The sequence below is a fragment of the Bifidobacterium adolescentis ATCC 15703 genome (genome assembly GCF_000010425.1).
Lineage (GTDB): Bacteria > Actinomycetota > Actinomycetes > Actinomycetales > Bifidobacteriaceae > Bifidobacterium > Bifidobacterium adolescentis.
The window spans coordinates 991,849-1,008,018 of sequence record NC_008618.1; the positions used below are offsets into that span (position 1 = coordinate 991,849).

The following is a 16,170-nucleotide window of genomic DNA, read 5'->3' on the forward strand; positions in this document are numbered from 1 at the left end:
CCGTTCAATTGTGTTGTGAAAGGAAGCAGTAATGTCTGTGCTCGATGAATTGGTGGCGGGAGCCGTCGAGGATCAGCGATCAAGAGAAAACAACGTGCCGCTCGCTGAGGTCAAGCGGATGGCGTTCGAGGCTTCAGCGCCAATCGATGCGCGCCAGTGGCTGAAAAAGGCGGATGGCATTCCGGTCATCGCCGAGATCAAGCGTGCCTCCCCATCCAAAGGCCATTTGAGCGATATTCCGGATCCGGCCGCTTTGGCCCGCGAATACGAGCAGGGAGGTGCAAGCGCGATTTCCGTGCTGACTGAAGGCCGTCGGTTCCTTGGCTCTCTTGAAGATTTCGACAAGGTGCGCGCCGCAGTGAGGATTCCCGTGCTGCGCAAGGATTTCATCGTTACCGAATATCAGATTTGGGAAGCACGTGCGCATGGTGCCGATCTGGTGCTGCTCATCGTCGCCGCATTGGACGACGTCAAGCTCAAGTCGCTGCTCGATCTCGCGCATAGCCTCAATATGACGGTGCTGGTGGAAACACACACCCGTGAGGAGATTCAACGGGCCATCAATGCCGGGGCCAAGGTCATTGGCATCAACGCCCGCAATCTTAAAGACCTCAAGGTGGATGTGAACAAGTACAACGAACTGGCCGCGGATTTGCCGGACGATGTGATTCGCGTGGCGGAATCCGGTGTGTTCGGTTCGGTTGAGCTTGAGGATTACGCCCGTGCCGGCGCGGATGCGGTGCTGGTGGGAGAAGGCGTGGCCACCGCGGCCAACCATGAGCAGGCAGTGGAACGATTAGTAAAGGCAGGAGCAAGAGTGAAGGCATCCGAACAGACCCCGTTGGCAAGCCATGAAGGACCATATTTCGGACAGTTTGGCGGACGCTATGTTCCGGAAGCGCTGATCACGGCGCTCGACGAGCTTGAACGCGTGTATACGGAAGCCAAGGCCGATCCGGAATTCCATAAGGAATTGGCGCGGTTGAACCAGCAGTATGTTGGACGTCCGTCCCCATTGACTGAAGCGCCTCGTTTCGCGCAGAGGCTCAAGGAGAAAACCGGTCTTGATGCCCGTGTGTTCCTCAAGCGTGAAGACCTGAACCACACCGGCGCCCACAAGATCAACAACGCGCTTGGACAGGCCCTACTGGTCAAGCGCATGGGCAAAACCCGTGTGATCGCCGAAACCGGTGCAGGCCAGCATGGTGTGGCCACTGCCACGGTCTGTGCCATGCTGGGACTCAAGTGCCGCATCTACATGGGACAGATCGATGCCCGCCGTCAGGCGCTGAACGTTGCCCGCATGCGCATGCTTGGCGCGGAGGTCGTCGAAGTCACCTTGGGTGATCGCATCCTCAAGGACGCCATCAACGAGGCGCTGCGCGACTGGGTCACCAACGTCAAAGACACCCATTATCTGCTCGGCACGGTCGCAGGACCTCATCCGTTCCCATCCATGGTGCGCGACTTCCAAAAGATCATCGGAGAGGAAGCGAAACAGCAGCTGCAGGATTGGTATGGCATCGACCATCCCGATGCTATCTGCGCATGCGTCGGCGGCGGCTCCAATGCCATCGGCATCATGAACGCCTTCCTCGATGACGAACGAGTGAACCTGTACGGTTACGAGGCCGGCGGTAACGGGCCCGAATCCGGTCGCCATGCCATTCGATTCGCGCCAGGTACCGGTGAACTGGGCATGTTCCAAGGAGCCAAGAGCTATCTGTTGGAAAACCCCGAAGGCCAGACCCTTGACACGTACTCCATCTCCGCAGGCTTGGATTACGCCTCCGTCGGCCCCGAACATGCATGGCTCAAGGATATCGGCCGCGTCAACTATTCCTGGGCCACTGATCAGGAAGCCATGAGCGCGTTCAAGGATCTGTGCGAAACCGAAGGCATCATCCCTGCCATCGAAAGCTCCCACGCAGTGGCCGGCGCGTACAAGGCAGCTGCAGACCTCAAGGCCAAAGGGTATGAGCATCCGGTCATGATCATCAACATCTCTGGCCGTGGAGACAAGGACATGAACACCGCCGGCAAATGGTTCGGATACCTGACCGACGAGCAGGCCAAAGCCTTGGAATCCAACGGCGCGCAAGGCAACAACGCGGACGGCGAGTGAGAAAAGGAGCAACCATCATGACGAACGCAACATCATCCACGCCGTCCGGCCAGCCACTCGGCATCAGCCACAAGCCAAGCCCGACGGAAACCATGTTCGATGAATTCAAAGCCGCCGACAAGCCGGCATTCATCGGATATCTGCCATACGGATTCCCTGATCCGGATTATTCGCTCAAAGCTTTCCGCACCATGGTCGAACACGGCGTGAACGCGGTCGAAATCGGGCTGCCGTATTCCGACCCCGTCATGGACGGTCCCGTCATCCAGGCGGCATCGCAAATCGCCATCGACAATGGTGAAAAAATCGCCAACGTATTCAAAGCGGTGGAAACAGTGGCGAACGCCGGGGGAGTGCCATTGGTCATGAGCTATTGGAACCTCATCTTCCATTACGGCGTCGAACGATTCGCACGTGATTTCGAAAACGCCGGTGGAGCCGGTCTCATCACCCCGGATCTCATTCCGGACGAGGCCGGCGAGTGGATCGAAGCCTCCGACCGTCACGGACTCGACCGCATCTTCCTGGTATCTCCGGATTCCACCGAAGACCGTCTGAAAGTCGTTGCGGACAATGCGCGGGGTTTCGTCTATGCTGCCGCCCGCATGGGCGTCACCGGAGAACGCTCCACCATCGATGCATCCCCGAAGGAACTGGTCGCCCGTACCCGCAAGGCCGGTGCGAAAAACGTGTGCGTAGGCATCGGCGTGTCCACCGCGGAACAGGGGGCTCGTGTCGGATCGTATGCGGACGGTGTCATCGTAGGCTCGGCTCTGGTGCATACCATGATTGACGAATCCGGCAAGCATGCAGTCGACGAAGCCACCGGTCTCAAGGCCTTGGCGGCGAAGACTGAGGAGCTTGCCGAAGGCATCCACAACGCCCGCAACTGAACCAGTCCAAAGACAACATACTGGTAGTCCACGTACCATATCGTATACGTGGACTACCATCAGGAAACCATGACACTTGCTTACATTCCGTCACCCACCATTTCGCAGTTTTCCATCGGGCCGGTGACCATCCATTTCTACGCGCTGTGCATTCTGCTCGGCATCGTGCTGGCGGTATGGATGACAACCGTTCATTGGAAACGATATGGCGGTAATTTCGATCAGATTCTCGACATCACGCTTGTCGCGGTGCCGAGCGGCATCATCGGTGCGCGTATATACCACATCATCACCACTCCGGAACGTTTCTTCGGACCGACCGGCGATTGGGTGGAGATGTTCCGCATCTGGAATGGCGGACTGGGCATCTGGGGCGGCGTCCTGCTTGGAGCGCTTGCCGCTTGGGCATGGTGTCGTCACAAGCATTATCCAATGGCTCTGCTCGGTGACGCCGTCGCGCCAGGATTGCTCGTGGCGCAGGCCGTGGGACGTCTGGGCAACTGGTTCAACCAAGAGCTCTACGGCGCGCCGACGACCTTGCCTTGGGGTTTGAAGTTGAATATGGAGGGAAGCGCCATCGGTCACAGCGAACAATGCTATGACGGAGCGACCTGCCCGACAGGCACGCTGTTCCACCCCACCTTCCTGTATGAGATGATTTGGAATCTCATCGGTGCTGCGCTCATCGTTTTCCTTGGTTCCAAAATCATGAAAAAACTCAAGGCCGGGTCCTTGTTCGCCATATACATCATGTGGTACACGGTGGGACGCACTTGGATCGAGGCTCTGCGCATTGATTTCGCGCACGAGTTCCTTGGCGTGCGCATCAACGTATGGGTGTCCATGGCGGTGTTCGTGCTTGGCGTGGTGGCTTTCATCGTTATTCAGCAGATGGGAAAGTCCACCGAGCTGCTTGCCGAGAAGTTGCGCACCGTCACCGAGATTGAGCTAAGCCTCGTCGAGGATGGAGAAACCGGTCTCCCGACCGCGAAGGCCAACCTTACGAAAACCAAGGATGAAATCACGGCAAACGATGGCTCATCCGTCTCATATGCCGATGACCAGTCCGACAACAAGTAACATCAAGTCGATTACCTTCCATAGAATGAGAACCATGACTATTCAAATCGCACCTAGCATCCTGTCCGCTGACTTCTGCAATCTGGAACGTGACCTTAAGGCCATTTCCAACGCCGATCTCGTTCACGTGGACGTGATGGACCATCATTTCGTTCCGAATCTGACGTTGGGTGAGCCGATTGTAGCTCGCATCTGCCAAGTCACTGACCTTCCGGTCGACGTGCATCTGATGATCGAGGATCCGGACCGTTGGGCTCCGGAATACGCCAAGCTTGGTGCGGCTTCCGTCAGCTTCCATATGGGAGCGACGCATGCTCCGGTTCGTCTTGCGCGTCAGCTGCGCGACATGGGCTGCAAGGCTTGCTTCGCGGTCCGTCCGGCCGAACCGGTCGAGCCGATCTTCGACATCCTTGACGAATTCGACATGGTGCTTATCATGACGGTCGAACCGGGCTTCGGCGGTCAGAAGTTCCTTGACAACCAGATGACCAAGGTTCGTCGTCTGCGTGACGAAATCACCCGCCGTGGCCTGAAGACGAAGATCCAGGTCGATGGTGGCGTGAGCCCCAAGACCGCCCATATCGTTGCCGAAGCCGGTGCCGATGTGCTGGTCGCCGGTTCCGCCGTGTACGGTGCCGAGAATCCGGCCGAGGCTATCGACTCCATCCGCGAGAAGGCCGAAGCAGCCTTCAAGGCGTGAACGCCCACCATACAAGGAAGCATACGAATATGAAGACTTTTGAATCGCTGTTCGCGGAATTGAGCGAGAAAGCCGCCACCAAGCAGGCCGGTTCCCTGACCGTCGACGAGCTTGCCAAAGGCACGCACTTCATCGGCAAGAAGATCGTCGAAGAGGCTGGAGAGACTTGGATCGCCGCCGAATATGAGGGTGCTGATCGCACGGCCGAAGAAATGAGCCAGCTCATCTACCATCTGCAGGTCATGATGATCGATCGTGGCATCACACTCGAGGACATCTACAAGAACCTGTGAGAAACCCGGGGCCATGCCAGTTGAAGGTGTGGCCTTTTTTAGAGGAGAAACATGCTAAGAATCGCTGTGCCTAATAAGGGCATGCTGTCCGAACCCGCCTGGAACATGCTGGCGGAAGCCGGCTACCGTTTGAGGAGCAACCCTCGCCAGTTGGTCGTGGAGGATCCCGACAATGATGTTGAGTTGTTCTACCTGCGTCCCCTCGACATTGCGGTCTATGTCGGTCGCGGCACCATCGACGTTGGAATCACCGGGCATGATTTGCTCGTGAACTCCGGCACCGATGCGGAGGAGCATATGCAGCTTGGCTTCGGAGCCTCCACGTTCCGTTTCGCAGCCCCGAACGATTCGCCGATTACCAAGCTTGAGGATATTGAAGGCAAGCGAGTCGCCACCACATTCGACAAGCTCGTACACGACTATCTGGTCGAGCATGGCATCAACGCGGAAACCGTGCACCTTGACGGCGCCGTCGAATCGTCCGTCCAGCTTGGCGTCGCCGATCTGATCGCCGATGTGGTTTCCACAGGGACCACTCTGCGTAATGCGGGACTGCGCATTTTCGCTGAACCGCTGATGCACTCTGAAGCCGTATTGATTCGTTCCCCTCGTCTTGAGGCGGATGACGAGCGTCTGACGATTCTGAGCAGGCGTCTGCAAGGCGTGCTCACTGCCCAGCGTAATGTGCTTATGGACTACGACATTCCGGTCGAGAAGGTGTCCGCCGCAGTGGATATCACTCCGGGTTTCGAAAGCCCGACGATTTCGCCTCTGCATGATAAGCAGTGGGCGGCCGTGCGTGTGGTGGTTCCGAAGGCGAAGGTGAACCAGCTTATGGACCAGTTGTATGAAGTTGGTGCCCGTGGCATAATAGTCACCGCGTTGCAGGCTTCGAGAATGTAGTGTTGCTCGTAATATGAGCAAACTGATTATTAAGAAGCAATACAGTCCGGAACCGCGAGACATCTATTTCACGGTTCCGAACTTCATCAGCCTGTTGAGAATCATTTCGATTCCTTTTATCGCGATGCTGGTCTCTCATCACAGGATGGTGACCGCCTTGGTCGTGCTTGCGCTATCGGCGATATCCGATGGTTTGGACGGACTGATCGCCAGATCATTCAATCAGGTGAGCAAAATCGGGCAAATTCTCGATCCGATTGCCGATCGTCTGCTGATCTTCTGCAGCATTCTTGCTTTGGGTGTGGCGAACATCATTCCATGGTGGATGCTGATCGTCGTCGGCCTGCGAGATTTGATCATGGCTGTTCTGATACTGGTTTTGGCGCAGCACGATTATGGCCCATTGCCTGTTCATTTCGTAGGCAAGGCCGGTACCGCGATGCTGCTTATCGCCATCGTCGCGTTGATCTTCGCCGACATCTGGTCCAACTCCGCTGCGGATACACTGCATCTATGCGGTCTTGCCACCGGAATCTGGGGCGTTGGACTGTATTGGCTTGCAGGGTACATCTACATGCGCCAAGGCATCCAACTGTTGAAGAACGATACAAACAGCAAGGATTGACGCATATATGAAGTCCGATGCTCCACGTTTCGCGTCGTTCCCCGTTTCCCCGGAGAACGTACCCACAAAGCATCGTGCCATTTTTTCGTCATCCTTCGCCGGCCTGTCATCCCATCATGTGCAACCGGCCTCCATGCCCGCCATGCCGCAACGCCATAGACATGTCGATGACGATTCGCTTCGGCTTATTGACGATTTGACCAATCGTCCGATGGACGTCCTGTATTCGGACTCCCGCCTGGCCACTAAAAAACGTTCGGCGGTTTCGATTTGGGCCACCAGGATTCTGGTGTTCCTCATCTGCATCGCTGTGGGTGCCGCGGGAAGCGTTTTCGTGCGCCAGCTGAGCACTGACCCACGCAAAGAAGTACGCAAGCAGTTGGCAAGCCAGCTGACCGAACAAACGAAGCGGGTCGGCGACCTCACCAAGGACGTCAACGACTTGCGGTCGCAAATCGAATCTGAATCGGAATCCTTGGCAAGCTGGTCCCTAAACCAGACGATGCAGGATGATGAAATGGTCAATGGAACGCTTCCGGTGCAAGGGGAAGGCATTGTCCTGACCGTAGCCAACCCGCTTTCCGTCAGCGGCGACAATGCCGACTCCTCACTGCCAAGAGAAAATGGCAGCCAGGTTCGAGTCGTCACCGATTCCGATTTGCAGCTGCTTGTCTCCTTGCTATGGCAATCCGGAGCGGAGGCGATCGCGATCAACGGCAACCGCCTTGGCGTGCAAACCTCGATTCGAACTGCCGGATCGACGATTCTCATCGGAGTCAATTCGGTGCAAAGCCCATATCGAATCGAGGCGATAGGCAATCAGGCGACCTTGGCGAAATCGGTAAGCAAGACAACGCAGAAACAACTGTATGACGATTTCAAAAAGGCCGGCATCTATCCGCAGATAAGCAAAAGCAAATCGATTACACTTGATGCTGCAGTGGCTGGCGACACGACGCATGTGAGGAAGGACAAGTAATGGCAGCTGTCTTGGGACTTATCATCGGCGTGGTAATCGGTGTATTCGTTCGTCCGGACATCCCCATCGAGCTCCAACCGTATCTGCCGATTATGGTATTGGCCGCGTTGGATGCGTTGCTAGGCGCCGCACGCGCGTATTTCCAACGCAGCTTTTCCGATAAAGTGTTCGTGATCTCCTTCTTCTCGAATGTCATCACCGCGACGCTGCTGGTGTTCCTCGGCAACCAGTTGGGAGTCGGCTCCCAGCTGCAGACCGCAGTGATCGTAGTGCTCGGCATACGAATCTTTACCAATGTGTCCTCCATTCGACGCTTCATCTTTAAAGGTTGATGCGGTATGAGCGGACAAGACGCGAACAGCAAGGACATGCTGTCCAGAATCCATGAGCAGAGGGTCAAGGACCAGAACAATGACAGCACCCAAACCGGTGCGTTCCCCATGGTCAAGGCCAAGAAGCGAATCTCACTTGATGCGAAGGTCACACGAACCCGACTGTATTCCAGCATTCTGGTCACGATATTGTGCGCCTTGCTTGGCTTCGGCTATGTGATCCAGATAAACAACACGACATCCACCTATGAGACGATGAGCGAAGATGAATTAACCAAGCTCATCAGCGAGACCAATGCTCAGGTCCAAAAGCTCGAACAGCGTAAGAACGAACTCTCCAGCCAGCTGAACGCTTTGAAAGACACCGCGGACAAAAATGAGAAAGCCGCGGAAATCGCCAAGCAGAACGCGCAGACCAACGGCATCCTATCCGGCCGTCTCGCGGCTACGGGAGAAGGCGTGGTCATCCGCATATCGCAGGGTTCCAAACAGAAGATTGACTCCGCGATATTGTTCACGTTGCTTGAGGAATTGCGCAACAGTGGTGCCGAGGTCATTGAGATCAACAATGTCCGCGTGGTAACCAGCACTTACATCAGTGGCACGGCCGGCAGTCTCGTCTGCGATGGCACCAAACTGAAATCCCCATTCACCATTCGCGCGATCGGCGACAGCGACAATCTGCAGAACGCGGTCAATCTGGCCGGTGGCGTCGGGTCGCGGCTCAAAGTGAAGTATGGCGCTACGGTATCGGTCAGCCCCTCTGACAAAGTGATGATCAAGTCCACACGTCAGGCTCCGCAGTATACATATGCGCACGTCATCGGACAGTAAACAGTAAAGGACCTTTCCTTTCGCGACATTCAATCAGCGTTGTTCTTCCGTTCACCGAAATGGCGTGCCGTTGTCTGCGCTTGACCCTATCTTGTTCATCGTTGATATATAGTCCAGGCCTGCACATTGGTAACGCGGACCCCGATAGCAAAGGACAACTCATGGCTGAACAGACCATCTCCATCACACTCAACGGCGAAAAGAAGGAGGTGGCGGCAGACCAGACCGGCGTCCAGCTCTTCTCCGACGACAAGAACATCATCGCGGTGCGTTTGAACGGCGAACCCCGCGATCTCTATACCGAGCTGCACGACGGCGACGTTGTGGAACCCATCGCGCTCGATAGCGAGGACGGTGTGGCCATCATGCGCCATTCCGCAACCCATGTCATGGCCCAGGCCGTGCAGGAGATTCGCCCTGACGCCAAGCTTGGTGTTGGACCGGTCATCAAAGACGGCTTCTACTACGATTTCGATGTCGAGACTCCTTTCACTCCGGAGGACCTCAAGGAAATCGAAAAGCGCATGCAGCGCATTATCAAGTCCTCCCAGTCCTTCCGCCGCCGCGTGGTGACCGAGGAAGAGGCTCTTGCCGAGGAAGCCGACCAGCCCTACAAGCTTGAACTTATCAAGGATAAGGAAGCGCATCTTGACCCGGAAGCCGCCACCGAAATCAGCGGCAAGGAACTGAGCTTCTACGATAACGTCGACCGTGAAGGCAATGTGGTTTGGAAGGACCTGTGCCGTGGTCCGCACCTGCCGAACACCCGTTACATCAAGGCGTTCAAGATCGAGCGTTCCGCCGCCGCATACTGGCGCGGCAGCGAGGCCAATCCGATGCTGCAGCGCATTTACGGCGCCGCCTTCGCCACCAAGGAGGACCTGAAGGCATACCAGACCCGTCTGGAGGAGGCCGCCAAGCGCGACCACCGCAAGCTCGGCGCGGAAATGGACCTGTTCTCCTTCCCGGATGAGATCGGTCCGGGCCTTGCCGTCTTCCATCCGAAGGGCGCGGCCGTCATCAACGCCATGGAGGACTATTCCCGTGAGATGCACCGCAAGCACCACTACAGCTTCGTGCAGACCCCGCACATCACCAAGGGCGGCCTGTATGAGACCTCCGGCCACCTGCAGTGGTACAAGGACAGCATGTATCCGCCGATGCGTCTGGACGAGGAGAAGGACGAGAACGGCAACGTCATCAAGCAAGGCTTCGATTACTACCTGAAACCGATGAACTGCCCGATGCACAACCTGATCTTCAAGTCCCGCCAGCGTTCCTACCGTGAGCTGCCGCTGCGCCTGTTCGAATTCGGCACCGTGTACCGTTATGAGAAGTCCGGTGAAGTGCATGGCCTGACCCGCGTGCGCGGCTTGACTCAGGATGATTCCCACATCTACTGCACCCGCGAGCAGATGAAGGACGAGCTTAAGAGCCTGCTTACCTTCGTGCTCGGCCTGTTGAAGGACTTCGGTCTGGATGACTTCTATCTGGAGCTGTCCACCAAGGATCCGCACAAGTACGTCGGTTCCGACGAGATTTGGGAGGAAGCCACCAACACGCTGGCCGAGGTCGCCAAGGAATCCGGTTTGGACTTGGTCGACGATCCGTGCGGCGCAGCCTTCTACGGTCCGAAGATCTCCGTGCAGGCCCGTGACGCCATCGGACGTACCTGGCAGGTGTCCACCATCCAGCTCGACTTCAACCTTCCGGAACGTTTCAAGCTCGAATACATCGCCGCCGATGGCACGCACCAGCGTCCGGTGATGATCCACCGCGCGCTGTTCGGCTCCATCGAACGCTTCTTCGCGGTGCTGCTTGAGCATTACGCGGGCGCCTTCCCGGCGTGGCTCGCCCCGGTCCAGGTGCTTGGCGTGCCGGTCGCGGACGAGTTCGCCCCGCACCTGCAGAAGTTCATCGCCAGCTTGGAAGAGGAGACCGTCCGTTGCGAGATCGACCTGTCCGACGATCGCTTCGGCAAGAAGATCCGCAACGCATCCAAGTCCAAGGCGCCGTTCATCCTCATCGTCGGCGAAGAGGATATGAACAACAACGCGGTCAGCTTCCGCTTCCGCGACGGCAGCCAGTTGAACGGCGTGCCGGTCGATGAGGCGAAGGCGAACATTCTGACCGTAATCAAGAAGCGCGTCCAGGTCAACACCGCAGACGACTTCAAGGCCGCCCTCGCCGACTGAGCGAGACCGGTGGCAACAAGTCGCACGCGACCATGAACCGTGAAACGGCGCACGAATCTCGACAAGAGGTTTGTGCGCCGTTTCTCATTTTCTCATCGAGAAGGAAGTAACACATGCTTGAGCATCTTCGTGCGCCGTTCAAAAAACTCATCGAGCCAATAGCCAAAGCGTTGATCGCCATAGGACTGACCGCCAATGCGGTGACGGTGATTGGTGCTGTCGGCACCATCGTCGTGGCCATCGCCACCGGTGTGACCGGATGGCTATTTGGGGGAGCGGTTGTTCTGACTCTGCTTGTGCTTGCCGATTCGTTGGATGGCTCGATCGCCGCGCTTACCACGGGTGGGACCGAATTCGGGGCTTTTCTCGACTCCACGCTCGATCGCATCGCTGATTGGGCGATGCTCGTAGGCGTGATCATCTTCTTTCTTATGCATCGTGACTGGTGGCATACGGCCATCGACAACACGCCTGACTATACGAGCATGATCGGTATCGCCGCCGCCGCGGTGGCCGTGATGACATCGTTCGTCACTTCATATGCCCGTGCTCGTGCCGAATCAGTCGGCTATGAGGTGAAAAACGGCATCGCCACTCGTGCCGATCGCTTGACCATCATTCTGGTGGGCATGGCCATCACCGGATTGACGCGTCAGGGATTGTGGCTCGCCATCGCCATGATACTGTTGGCCGGATTGGGATTAGTCACCGTATTCCAACGCATCTTCGAAGCCAAGCGCCAAATGGTCATAGGGGAGAAAACATATCGGCGGTAGTCACAGCCGGGGGCAGACCCCATCCAAAAGTTCGAAAAGCGAAATGCCACAGGTTCGTATTCGGCATTTTGTCGGCGAACCGCTTTAGAATCATTTCGTTTGAAACATCCGCAACCTGCCTAGGAGCATTATGTCAGGTCATTCCAAGTGGGCGACCACCAAGCACAAGAAGGCCGCCATCGACGCGAAGCGCGGCAAGCTGTTCGCCAAGCTGATCAAGAACATCGAGATCGCAGCACGTATGGGTGGCGGCGATCCCGACGGCAACCCGTCCCTGTATGACGCCATCTACAAGGCCAAGAAGGCCTCCATGCCGGCCGACAACATCAAGCGCGCCGTCAAGCGTGGTTCCGGTGAGGAAGCCGGCGGCGCCAACTATGAAGACATCGTGTACGAGGGTTACGCCCCGGCAGGTGTTGGCCTGATCATCGAATGCCTCACCGACAACCGCAACCGTGCGGCCGCCGACGTGCGTTCCACCCTGACCAAGGGCAATGGCTCCCTGGCCACCACTGGTTCCGTGAGCTTCAACTTCGAACGCAAGGGACAGATCGTTGTTCCGGCCGAAGGCGTTGACTTCGACAACCTGTTCGAGAAGGCCGCCGAAGCCGGTGCCGAAGACGTGACCGACGATGGTGAGGTATTCACCGTCACACCCGATCCGTCCGACATGATCGACGTGCGCAAGGCTCTCCAGGACGCCGGTTTCGATTACGATTCCGCTGATCTGGTCATGATGCCGAAGAACGAGGTCGAGCTGAGCCTTGAGGATGCCCAGAAGGTCTCCAAGCTCATCGACAACCTCGATGATCTGGACGATGTCCAGAACATCTACTCCAACTGGACCGCCTCCGACGAGGTCATGGCCCAGCTTGACGAGGAGTAATCCAGCGTGATTATTCTTGGCGTCGACCCCGGGCTGACTCGCTGCGGGGTCGGCGTGATTGAAGCCGGCGCATACCGCCGGCTTTCTTTTATCCACGTGGATGTGGTGCGTTCCGATCCAAAAACCTCCCAGGATCTGCGTCTGCTGGCCATCTACAACGGCTTGGTGGAAAAAATCGAACGATTTGCTCCCGATGCGGTGTCCATCGAACGAGTGTTCGCGCAAGAAAACCGTAACACGGTGCTGGGAACCGCACAGGCGGCAGGGTTGGCGATGCTCGCTGCGGCGCAACGCGGCATTCCTGTGGCGTTGCATACGCCGACGGAATCAAAGCTTGCAATCACCGGCAACGGCAAAGCAGAGAAAATCCAGATGGAACGTATGGTGGCGCGGATATTGGGATTGAACACGCTGCCAAAGCCGGCTGATGCGGCTGACGCGCTGGCTATTGCGATCTGTCACGCGTTGCGTCCGGCTGGTGCGCTGCAAGGCGGCGAACGCGAACAGCATCTCACGGCGGCGCAACGACAGTGGGCGCAGGCTTCGCAAAAAGCAGCGCGCAGACAAGGCGTCCGCAGAGGCATGTAAGCTGTATCGAACAGATGTTCTAGACCTGTGCGAAGGAGACGTCCATAATGATTGGCATGCTACGTGGCCATGTGGAGTCGGTAGACGCCGTATCGGCCATTATCGAGGTCGGGGGAGTCGGCTATGAGGTCAGGATGCCATCCGCCGACTTGGCTTCCATGCACGCCGGCCAGGAAATCAAGGTCTACACTTCGTTGAATGTGTCCCAGGACGCCATCACTTTATTCGGCTTCGGCACGCTGGCCTCGAAACGCATGTTCCTGCAATTGCAGAAGGTCAGTGGCATCGGACCGAAAGTCGCGCTATCGTTGCTGTCCACTTTGCCTCCCGATCGACTTGCGAGGGCTGTGGCGGATGGTGATGCCACTGCGTTGGCCAAGGCTCCGGGATTAGGCAAGAAAGGCGCGCAGAAAATCATCCTCGAACTGAAAGGTTCCATTGATCTGAGCCAGATTGAGGGTTCTTCCGCAACCGCTTCGACTCCTGAAGACACTGGGGCCGAACAGGTCGTCGAAGGTCTGATGTCTTTGGGATGGCACCAGCAGGACGCTGCCCATGCGGTGCAGACGGTCTGCGCCGATAATCAAATCGAGACGCCGTTGAACGCCAAGGATGTTCCACGCGTGCTGAAGCTCGCGCTGACATCGTTGGATAGAGGTAGATGAAACGGACCATTATGACGAACACTGATACATTCGAACAGCCGAACACCGGGGCGAACGAGGAATCCCTCCGTATGGTTTCCGCCGCACCCGTCGGCAACGAACCGGTCAGCGACGAGGAGCTTCGTCCTCATATCCTCGAGGGATTCATCGGACAGCCAAGGCTCAAAGCGCAGTTGCAGCTTTTCCTCGATGCTGCTCGAAAACGTGACGTTCCTCCGGACCATATCCTGCTTGCGGGGCCTCCGGGACTTGGCAAAACCACTTTGGCCATGATTGTGGCCAATGAATTGGAAGTTCCAATCCGCGTCACTTCCGGTCCCGCCATCCAACATGCTGGTGATTTGGCTTCGATTCTGAGTTCGCTGGACGCCGGCGAGGTGCTCTTTATCGATGAGATCCACCGTCTGCCCCGTGCCGCCGAGGAACTGCTGTACATCGCCATGGAGGATTTCCGTGTTGATGTGATGGTCGGCAAAGGCCCTGGAGCTTCATCCATTCCGCTGACATTGCCTCGGTTTACGGTTATCGGTGCTACCACGCGAGAGGGCATGCTTCCCTCGCCGCTGCGTGCGCGGTTCGGTTTCACGGCGCATCTGGATTTCTACCCGCATGAGGAGCTTGAAAAGCTGATTGAGCGTTCCTCCGCAGTGTTGGGAATCCAGTTGGAGGACGGGGCCGCTCGCCAACTGGCCATGCGTTCCCGCGGCACGCCGAGAATTGCCAACCGCCTGCTTCGTCGTGTTAGGGATTGGGCCATCGTGCACGATCTCGAATCGGTGCGTCCCGATGATGTCAAGGAGGCGTTGGCGCTTTATCAGATCGATACCGAAGGTCTTGACCGTCTGGATATAGCAGTGCTTAAGGCCATCGTCACCAATTTCAACGGAGGCCCCGTCGGCTTGAACAATCTGGCGGCCATGGTGGGCGAGGAGTCGGAAACGGTGGAAACGGTATGCGAACCGTATCTGGTACGTGAGGGCTTCCTCATCCGCACGCCGAAAGGCCGCGTGGCCACGCGCAAGGCATGGGAGCATCTTGGTATCACTCCCGACGAATCCGCATATGATGTCAATGAGATGTCATAGACTTCACATCCTGAGTAATGTGTTCCGGTTGAGACCCTGACTCCGAGGAGTTTATTTTGGATATCCTTTTTCTCGTTGTTCTTATCGTTGTAATGTTCGGCATGATGTTCTGGCAGTCCAAGAAAGCCAAGCAGCAGCAAGCTGAACGTCAGAATTTCCGTTCTAGTCTGCAGCCCGGCACTGAAGTGATCACCATCGGTGGCATCATCGGCAAGGTCGTTTCCGTCGATACGGAATACGAGGAGATCGTCGTTGATTCCGAAGGATCGCAACTGCGTTTCGGCTTCAACGCCATCAGCCGTGAATATGTCCGTCCGGCATACGTGCATGATGATGAGGTCGATGAGAACGGCAATCCGCTATCCAAGGAAGACGAGCCCGACCAGAAGCCTGTCGTCGACGCGACTGAAGAGCCCGCACAGGATGCCGATGTTATTCAGCAGCCCATTGACGAGCAGAAGAACGATTGATTTCTTTGATTTTTAGACGGCGAAAATCTCATTTTTGAGGTTTTCGCCGTTCTTTTTCGCACGGGAAACCTATAATTCAAAGTGCCGTAAACCAAGGTAGAAGGAAACCACTGTCATGGCAGCATCGGATATCACCGTTTCGGGCTTGAACAAAGTTGGAGCCGAAGACGCAGCATATCTTGTATCGAAAATACGTACTATTCCGGGCTTTCCGAAGGAGGGCATCCTATTCCGCGATTTCATGCCGGTGTTGGCTGATGCGCGCGCGTTCGGTATTTTGATGGGGGCCCTTGAAGCGGCATTGCCAGTAGACGTCGATGATTTCGACATGGTCGTCGGCCTTGAAGCCCGTGGATTCCTGTTCGGTCCAGCGTTGGCCGCCCGTCTCGGAAAGGGGTTTATCGCGGTCCGTAAAGCCGGCAAATTGCCTCCAGAAACCATGTCGCAAAGCTATGACCTCGAATATGGTCAGGCGTCAATGGAAATCGAAACCAACGTTGTCCATGAGGGAGTGCGCGTATTGATCGTCGACGATCTGATCGCCACCGGTGGAACCGCCAATGCGGCGCGTAGCCTCATCGAGAAGTGCGGAGGCGTCGTTGCTGGATTCAGCTTCGTCATGGAACTTACCGGTATTGACGGCATGAAATCGCTAGGCGATTATCCGACAAGCTCGCTGGTGTGCATGCCTGCCTGATAACTCCGTTTTCGTCAACCATTCAGAACAAACAACCAAAGGGA

General features: G+C 56.7%; 18 protein-coding genes. All 18 read left to right on the forward strand.

Annotated elements, in window-relative coordinates:
• The first annotated feature begins 31 nt into the window (after positions 1–31).
• The 18 genes from BAD_RS04210 to BAD_RS04295 all read left to right on the forward strand — a co-directional run bounded on the left by BAD_RS04210 (position 32) and on the right by BAD_RS04295 (position 16,126).
• On the forward strand, positions 32–2,125 hold the full coding sequence (locus BAD_RS04210) for a bifunctional indole-3-glycerol phosphate synthase/tryptophan synthase subunit beta (protein WP_011743171.1): 2,094 nt from the start codon (positions 32–34) through the stop codon (positions 2,123–2,125).
• A 17-nt stretch (positions 2,126–2,142) separates the two neighbouring features.
• Positions 2,143–3,018 (forward strand): tryptophan synthase subunit alpha, encoded by an 876-nt coding sequence (gene trpA / locus BAD_RS04215; RefSeq protein ID WP_011743172.1) that lies wholly within the window; start codon positions 2,143–2,145, stop codon positions 3,016–3,018.
• Between the two features lie 69 nt (positions 3,019–3,087).
• Positions 3,088–4,098 (forward strand): prolipoprotein diacylglyceryl transferase, encoded by a 1,011-nt coding sequence (gene lgt / locus BAD_RS04220; RefSeq protein WP_011743173.1) that lies wholly within the window; start codon positions 3,088–3,090, stop codon positions 4,096–4,098.
• 34 nt (positions 4,099–4,132) lie between these two features.
• The gene (gene rpe, locus BAD_RS04225; RefSeq protein ID WP_041777302.1) at positions 4,133–4,798 is read left to right on the forward strand and encodes a ribulose-phosphate 3-epimerase; all 666 of its coding nucleotides are present in this window, start codon (positions 4,133–4,135) and stop codon (positions 4,796–4,798) included.
• Between the two features lie 29 nt (positions 4,799–4,827).
• Positions 4,828–5,091 carry a phosphoribosyl-ATP diphosphatase gene (locus BAD_RS04230; RefSeq protein ID WP_003809305.1) on the forward strand — a complete coding sequence of 88 codons (264 nt, stop codon included), beginning with the start codon at positions 4,828–4,830 and terminating at the stop codon, positions 5,089–5,091.
• Between the two features lie 51 nt (positions 5,092–5,142).
• On the forward strand, positions 5,143–5,994 hold the full coding sequence (hisG, locus tag BAD_RS04235; RefSeq protein WP_003809302.1) for an ATP phosphoribosyltransferase: 852 nt from the start codon (positions 5,143–5,145) through the stop codon (positions 5,992–5,994).
• 13 nt (positions 5,995–6,007) lie between these two features.
• Positions 6,008–6,619 carry a CDP-alcohol phosphatidyltransferase family protein gene (locus tag BAD_RS04240; protein ID WP_003809300.1) on the forward strand — a complete coding sequence of 204 codons (612 nt, stop codon included), beginning with the start codon at positions 6,008–6,010 and terminating at the stop codon, positions 6,617–6,619.
• 7 nt (positions 6,620–6,626) lie between these two features.
• Positions 6,627–7,598: a DUF881 domain-containing protein gene (locus tag BAD_RS04245; RefSeq protein ID WP_011743176.1), complete on the forward strand. Its 972-nt coding sequence runs from the start codon at positions 6,627–6,629 to the stop codon at positions 7,596–7,598.
• Positions 7,598–7,930, forward strand: coding sequence for a small basic family protein (locus tag BAD_RS04250; RefSeq protein ID WP_003809295.1), 333 nt, complete (start codon positions 7,598–7,600; stop codon positions 7,928–7,930). The genes BAD_RS04245 and BAD_RS04250 overlap by 1 nt, the downstream gene beginning before the upstream one ends.
• A gap of 6 nt (positions 7,931–7,936) precedes the next feature.
• Positions 7,937–8,764, forward strand: a complete 828-nt coding sequence (locus BAD_RS04255) for a DUF881 domain-containing protein (RefSeq protein ID WP_003809294.1) — start codon at positions 7,937–7,939, stop codon at positions 8,762–8,764.
• A 161-nt stretch (positions 8,765–8,925) separates the two neighbouring features.
• On the forward strand, positions 8,926–10,959 hold the full coding sequence (gene thrS, locus BAD_RS04260; RefSeq protein ID WP_003809292.1) for a threonine--tRNA ligase: 2,034 nt from the start codon (positions 8,926–8,928) through the stop codon (positions 10,957–10,959).
• A gap of 113 nt (positions 10,960–11,072) precedes the next feature.
• Positions 11,073–11,735: a phosphatidylinositol phosphate synthase gene (pgsA, locus tag BAD_RS04265; protein WP_003809290.1), complete on the forward strand. Its 663-nt coding sequence runs from the start codon at positions 11,073–11,075 to the stop codon at positions 11,733–11,735.
• A gap of 130 nt (positions 11,736–11,865) precedes the next feature.
• Positions 11,866–12,621 carry a YebC/PmpR family DNA-binding transcriptional regulator gene (locus BAD_RS04270; RefSeq protein WP_041777303.1) on the forward strand — a complete coding sequence of 252 codons (756 nt, stop codon included), beginning with the start codon at positions 11,866–11,868 and terminating at the stop codon, positions 12,619–12,621.
• Between the two features lie 6 nt (positions 12,622–12,627).
• Positions 12,628–13,209 carry a crossover junction endodeoxyribonuclease RuvC gene (ruvC, locus tag BAD_RS04275; RefSeq protein ID WP_003809282.1) on the forward strand — a complete coding sequence of 194 codons (582 nt, stop codon included), beginning with the start codon at positions 12,628–12,630 and terminating at the stop codon, positions 13,207–13,209.
• 47 nt (positions 13,210–13,256) lie between these two features.
• Positions 13,257–13,874, forward strand: a complete 618-nt coding sequence (gene ruvA, locus BAD_RS04280) for a Holliday junction branch migration protein RuvA (RefSeq protein ID WP_011743179.1) — start codon at positions 13,257–13,259, stop codon at positions 13,872–13,874.
• Positions 13,871–14,959: a Holliday junction branch migration DNA helicase RuvB gene (ruvB, locus tag BAD_RS04285; protein ID WP_011743180.1), complete on the forward strand. Its 1,089-nt coding sequence runs from the start codon at positions 13,871–13,873 to the stop codon at positions 14,957–14,959. Before ruvA ends, ruvB begins: the two co-directional genes overlap by 4 nt.
• 92 nt (positions 14,960–15,051) lie before the next feature.
• A complete protein-coding gene (yajC, locus tag BAD_RS04290; RefSeq protein ID WP_229043300.1) occupies positions 15,052–15,429 on the forward strand; it encodes a preprotein translocase subunit YajC in 378 nt (125 codons plus the stop codon).
• A 115-nt stretch (positions 15,430–15,544) separates the two neighbouring features.
• Entirely contained in the window at positions 15,545–16,126 is a 582-nt protein-coding gene (locus BAD_RS04295; protein WP_011743182.1) for an adenine phosphoribosyltransferase, read from the forward strand.
• The last annotated feature ends 44 nt before the right edge of the window (positions 16,127–16,170 follow it).

Coding starts and splice junctions, on each gene's coding strand:
- BAD_RS04210 (WP_011743171.1), top strand. CDS start 32: ATGTCTGTGCTCGATGAATTGGTGGCGGGAGCCGTCGAGGATCAGCGA.
- trpA (WP_011743172.1), top strand. CDS start 2,143: ATGACGAACGCAACATCATCCACGCCGTCCGGCCAGCCACTCGGCATC.
- lgt (WP_011743173.1), top strand. CDS start 3,088: ATGACACTTGCTTACATTCCGTCACCCACCATTTCGCAGTTTTCCATC.
- rpe (WP_041777302.1), top strand. CDS start 4,133: ATGACTATTCAAATCGCACCTAGCATCCTGTCCGCTGACTTCTGCAAT.
- BAD_RS04230 (WP_003809305.1), top strand. CDS start 4,828: ATGAAGACTTTTGAATCGCTGTTCGCGGAATTGAGCGAGAAAGCCGCC.
- hisG (WP_003809302.1), top strand. CDS start 5,143: ATGCTAAGAATCGCTGTGCCTAATAAGGGCATGCTGTCCGAACCCGCC.
- BAD_RS04240 (WP_003809300.1), top strand. CDS start 6,008: ATGAGCAAACTGATTATTAAGAAGCAATACAGTCCGGAACCGCGAGAC.
- BAD_RS04245 (WP_011743176.1), top strand. CDS start 6,627: ATGAAGTCCGATGCTCCACGTTTCGCGTCGTTCCCCGTTTCCCCGGAG.
- BAD_RS04250 (WP_003809295.1), top strand. CDS start 7,598: ATGGCAGCTGTCTTGGGACTTATCATCGGCGTGGTAATCGGTGTATTC.
- BAD_RS04255 (WP_003809294.1), top strand. CDS start 7,937: ATGAGCGGACAAGACGCGAACAGCAAGGACATGCTGTCCAGAATCCAT.
- thrS (WP_003809292.1), top strand. CDS start 8,926: ATGGCTGAACAGACCATCTCCATCACACTCAACGGCGAAAAGAAGGAG.
- pgsA (WP_003809290.1), top strand. CDS start 11,073: ATGCTTGAGCATCTTCGTGCGCCGTTCAAAAAACTCATCGAGCCAATA.
- BAD_RS04270 (WP_041777303.1), top strand. CDS start 11,866: ATGTCAGGTCATTCCAAGTGGGCGACCACCAAGCACAAGAAGGCCGCC.
- ruvA (WP_011743179.1), top strand. CDS start 13,257: ATGATTGGCATGCTACGTGGCCATGTGGAGTCGGTAGACGCCGTATCG.
- ruvB (WP_011743180.1), top strand. CDS start 13,871: ATGAAACGGACCATTATGACGAACACTGATACATTCGAACAGCCGAAC.
- yajC (WP_229043300.1), top strand. CDS start 15,052: ATGTTCGGCATGATGTTCTGGCAGTCCAAGAAAGCCAAGCAGCAGCAA.
- BAD_RS04295 (WP_011743182.1), top strand. CDS start 15,545: ATGGCAGCATCGGATATCACCGTTTCGGGCTTGAACAAAGTTGGAGCC.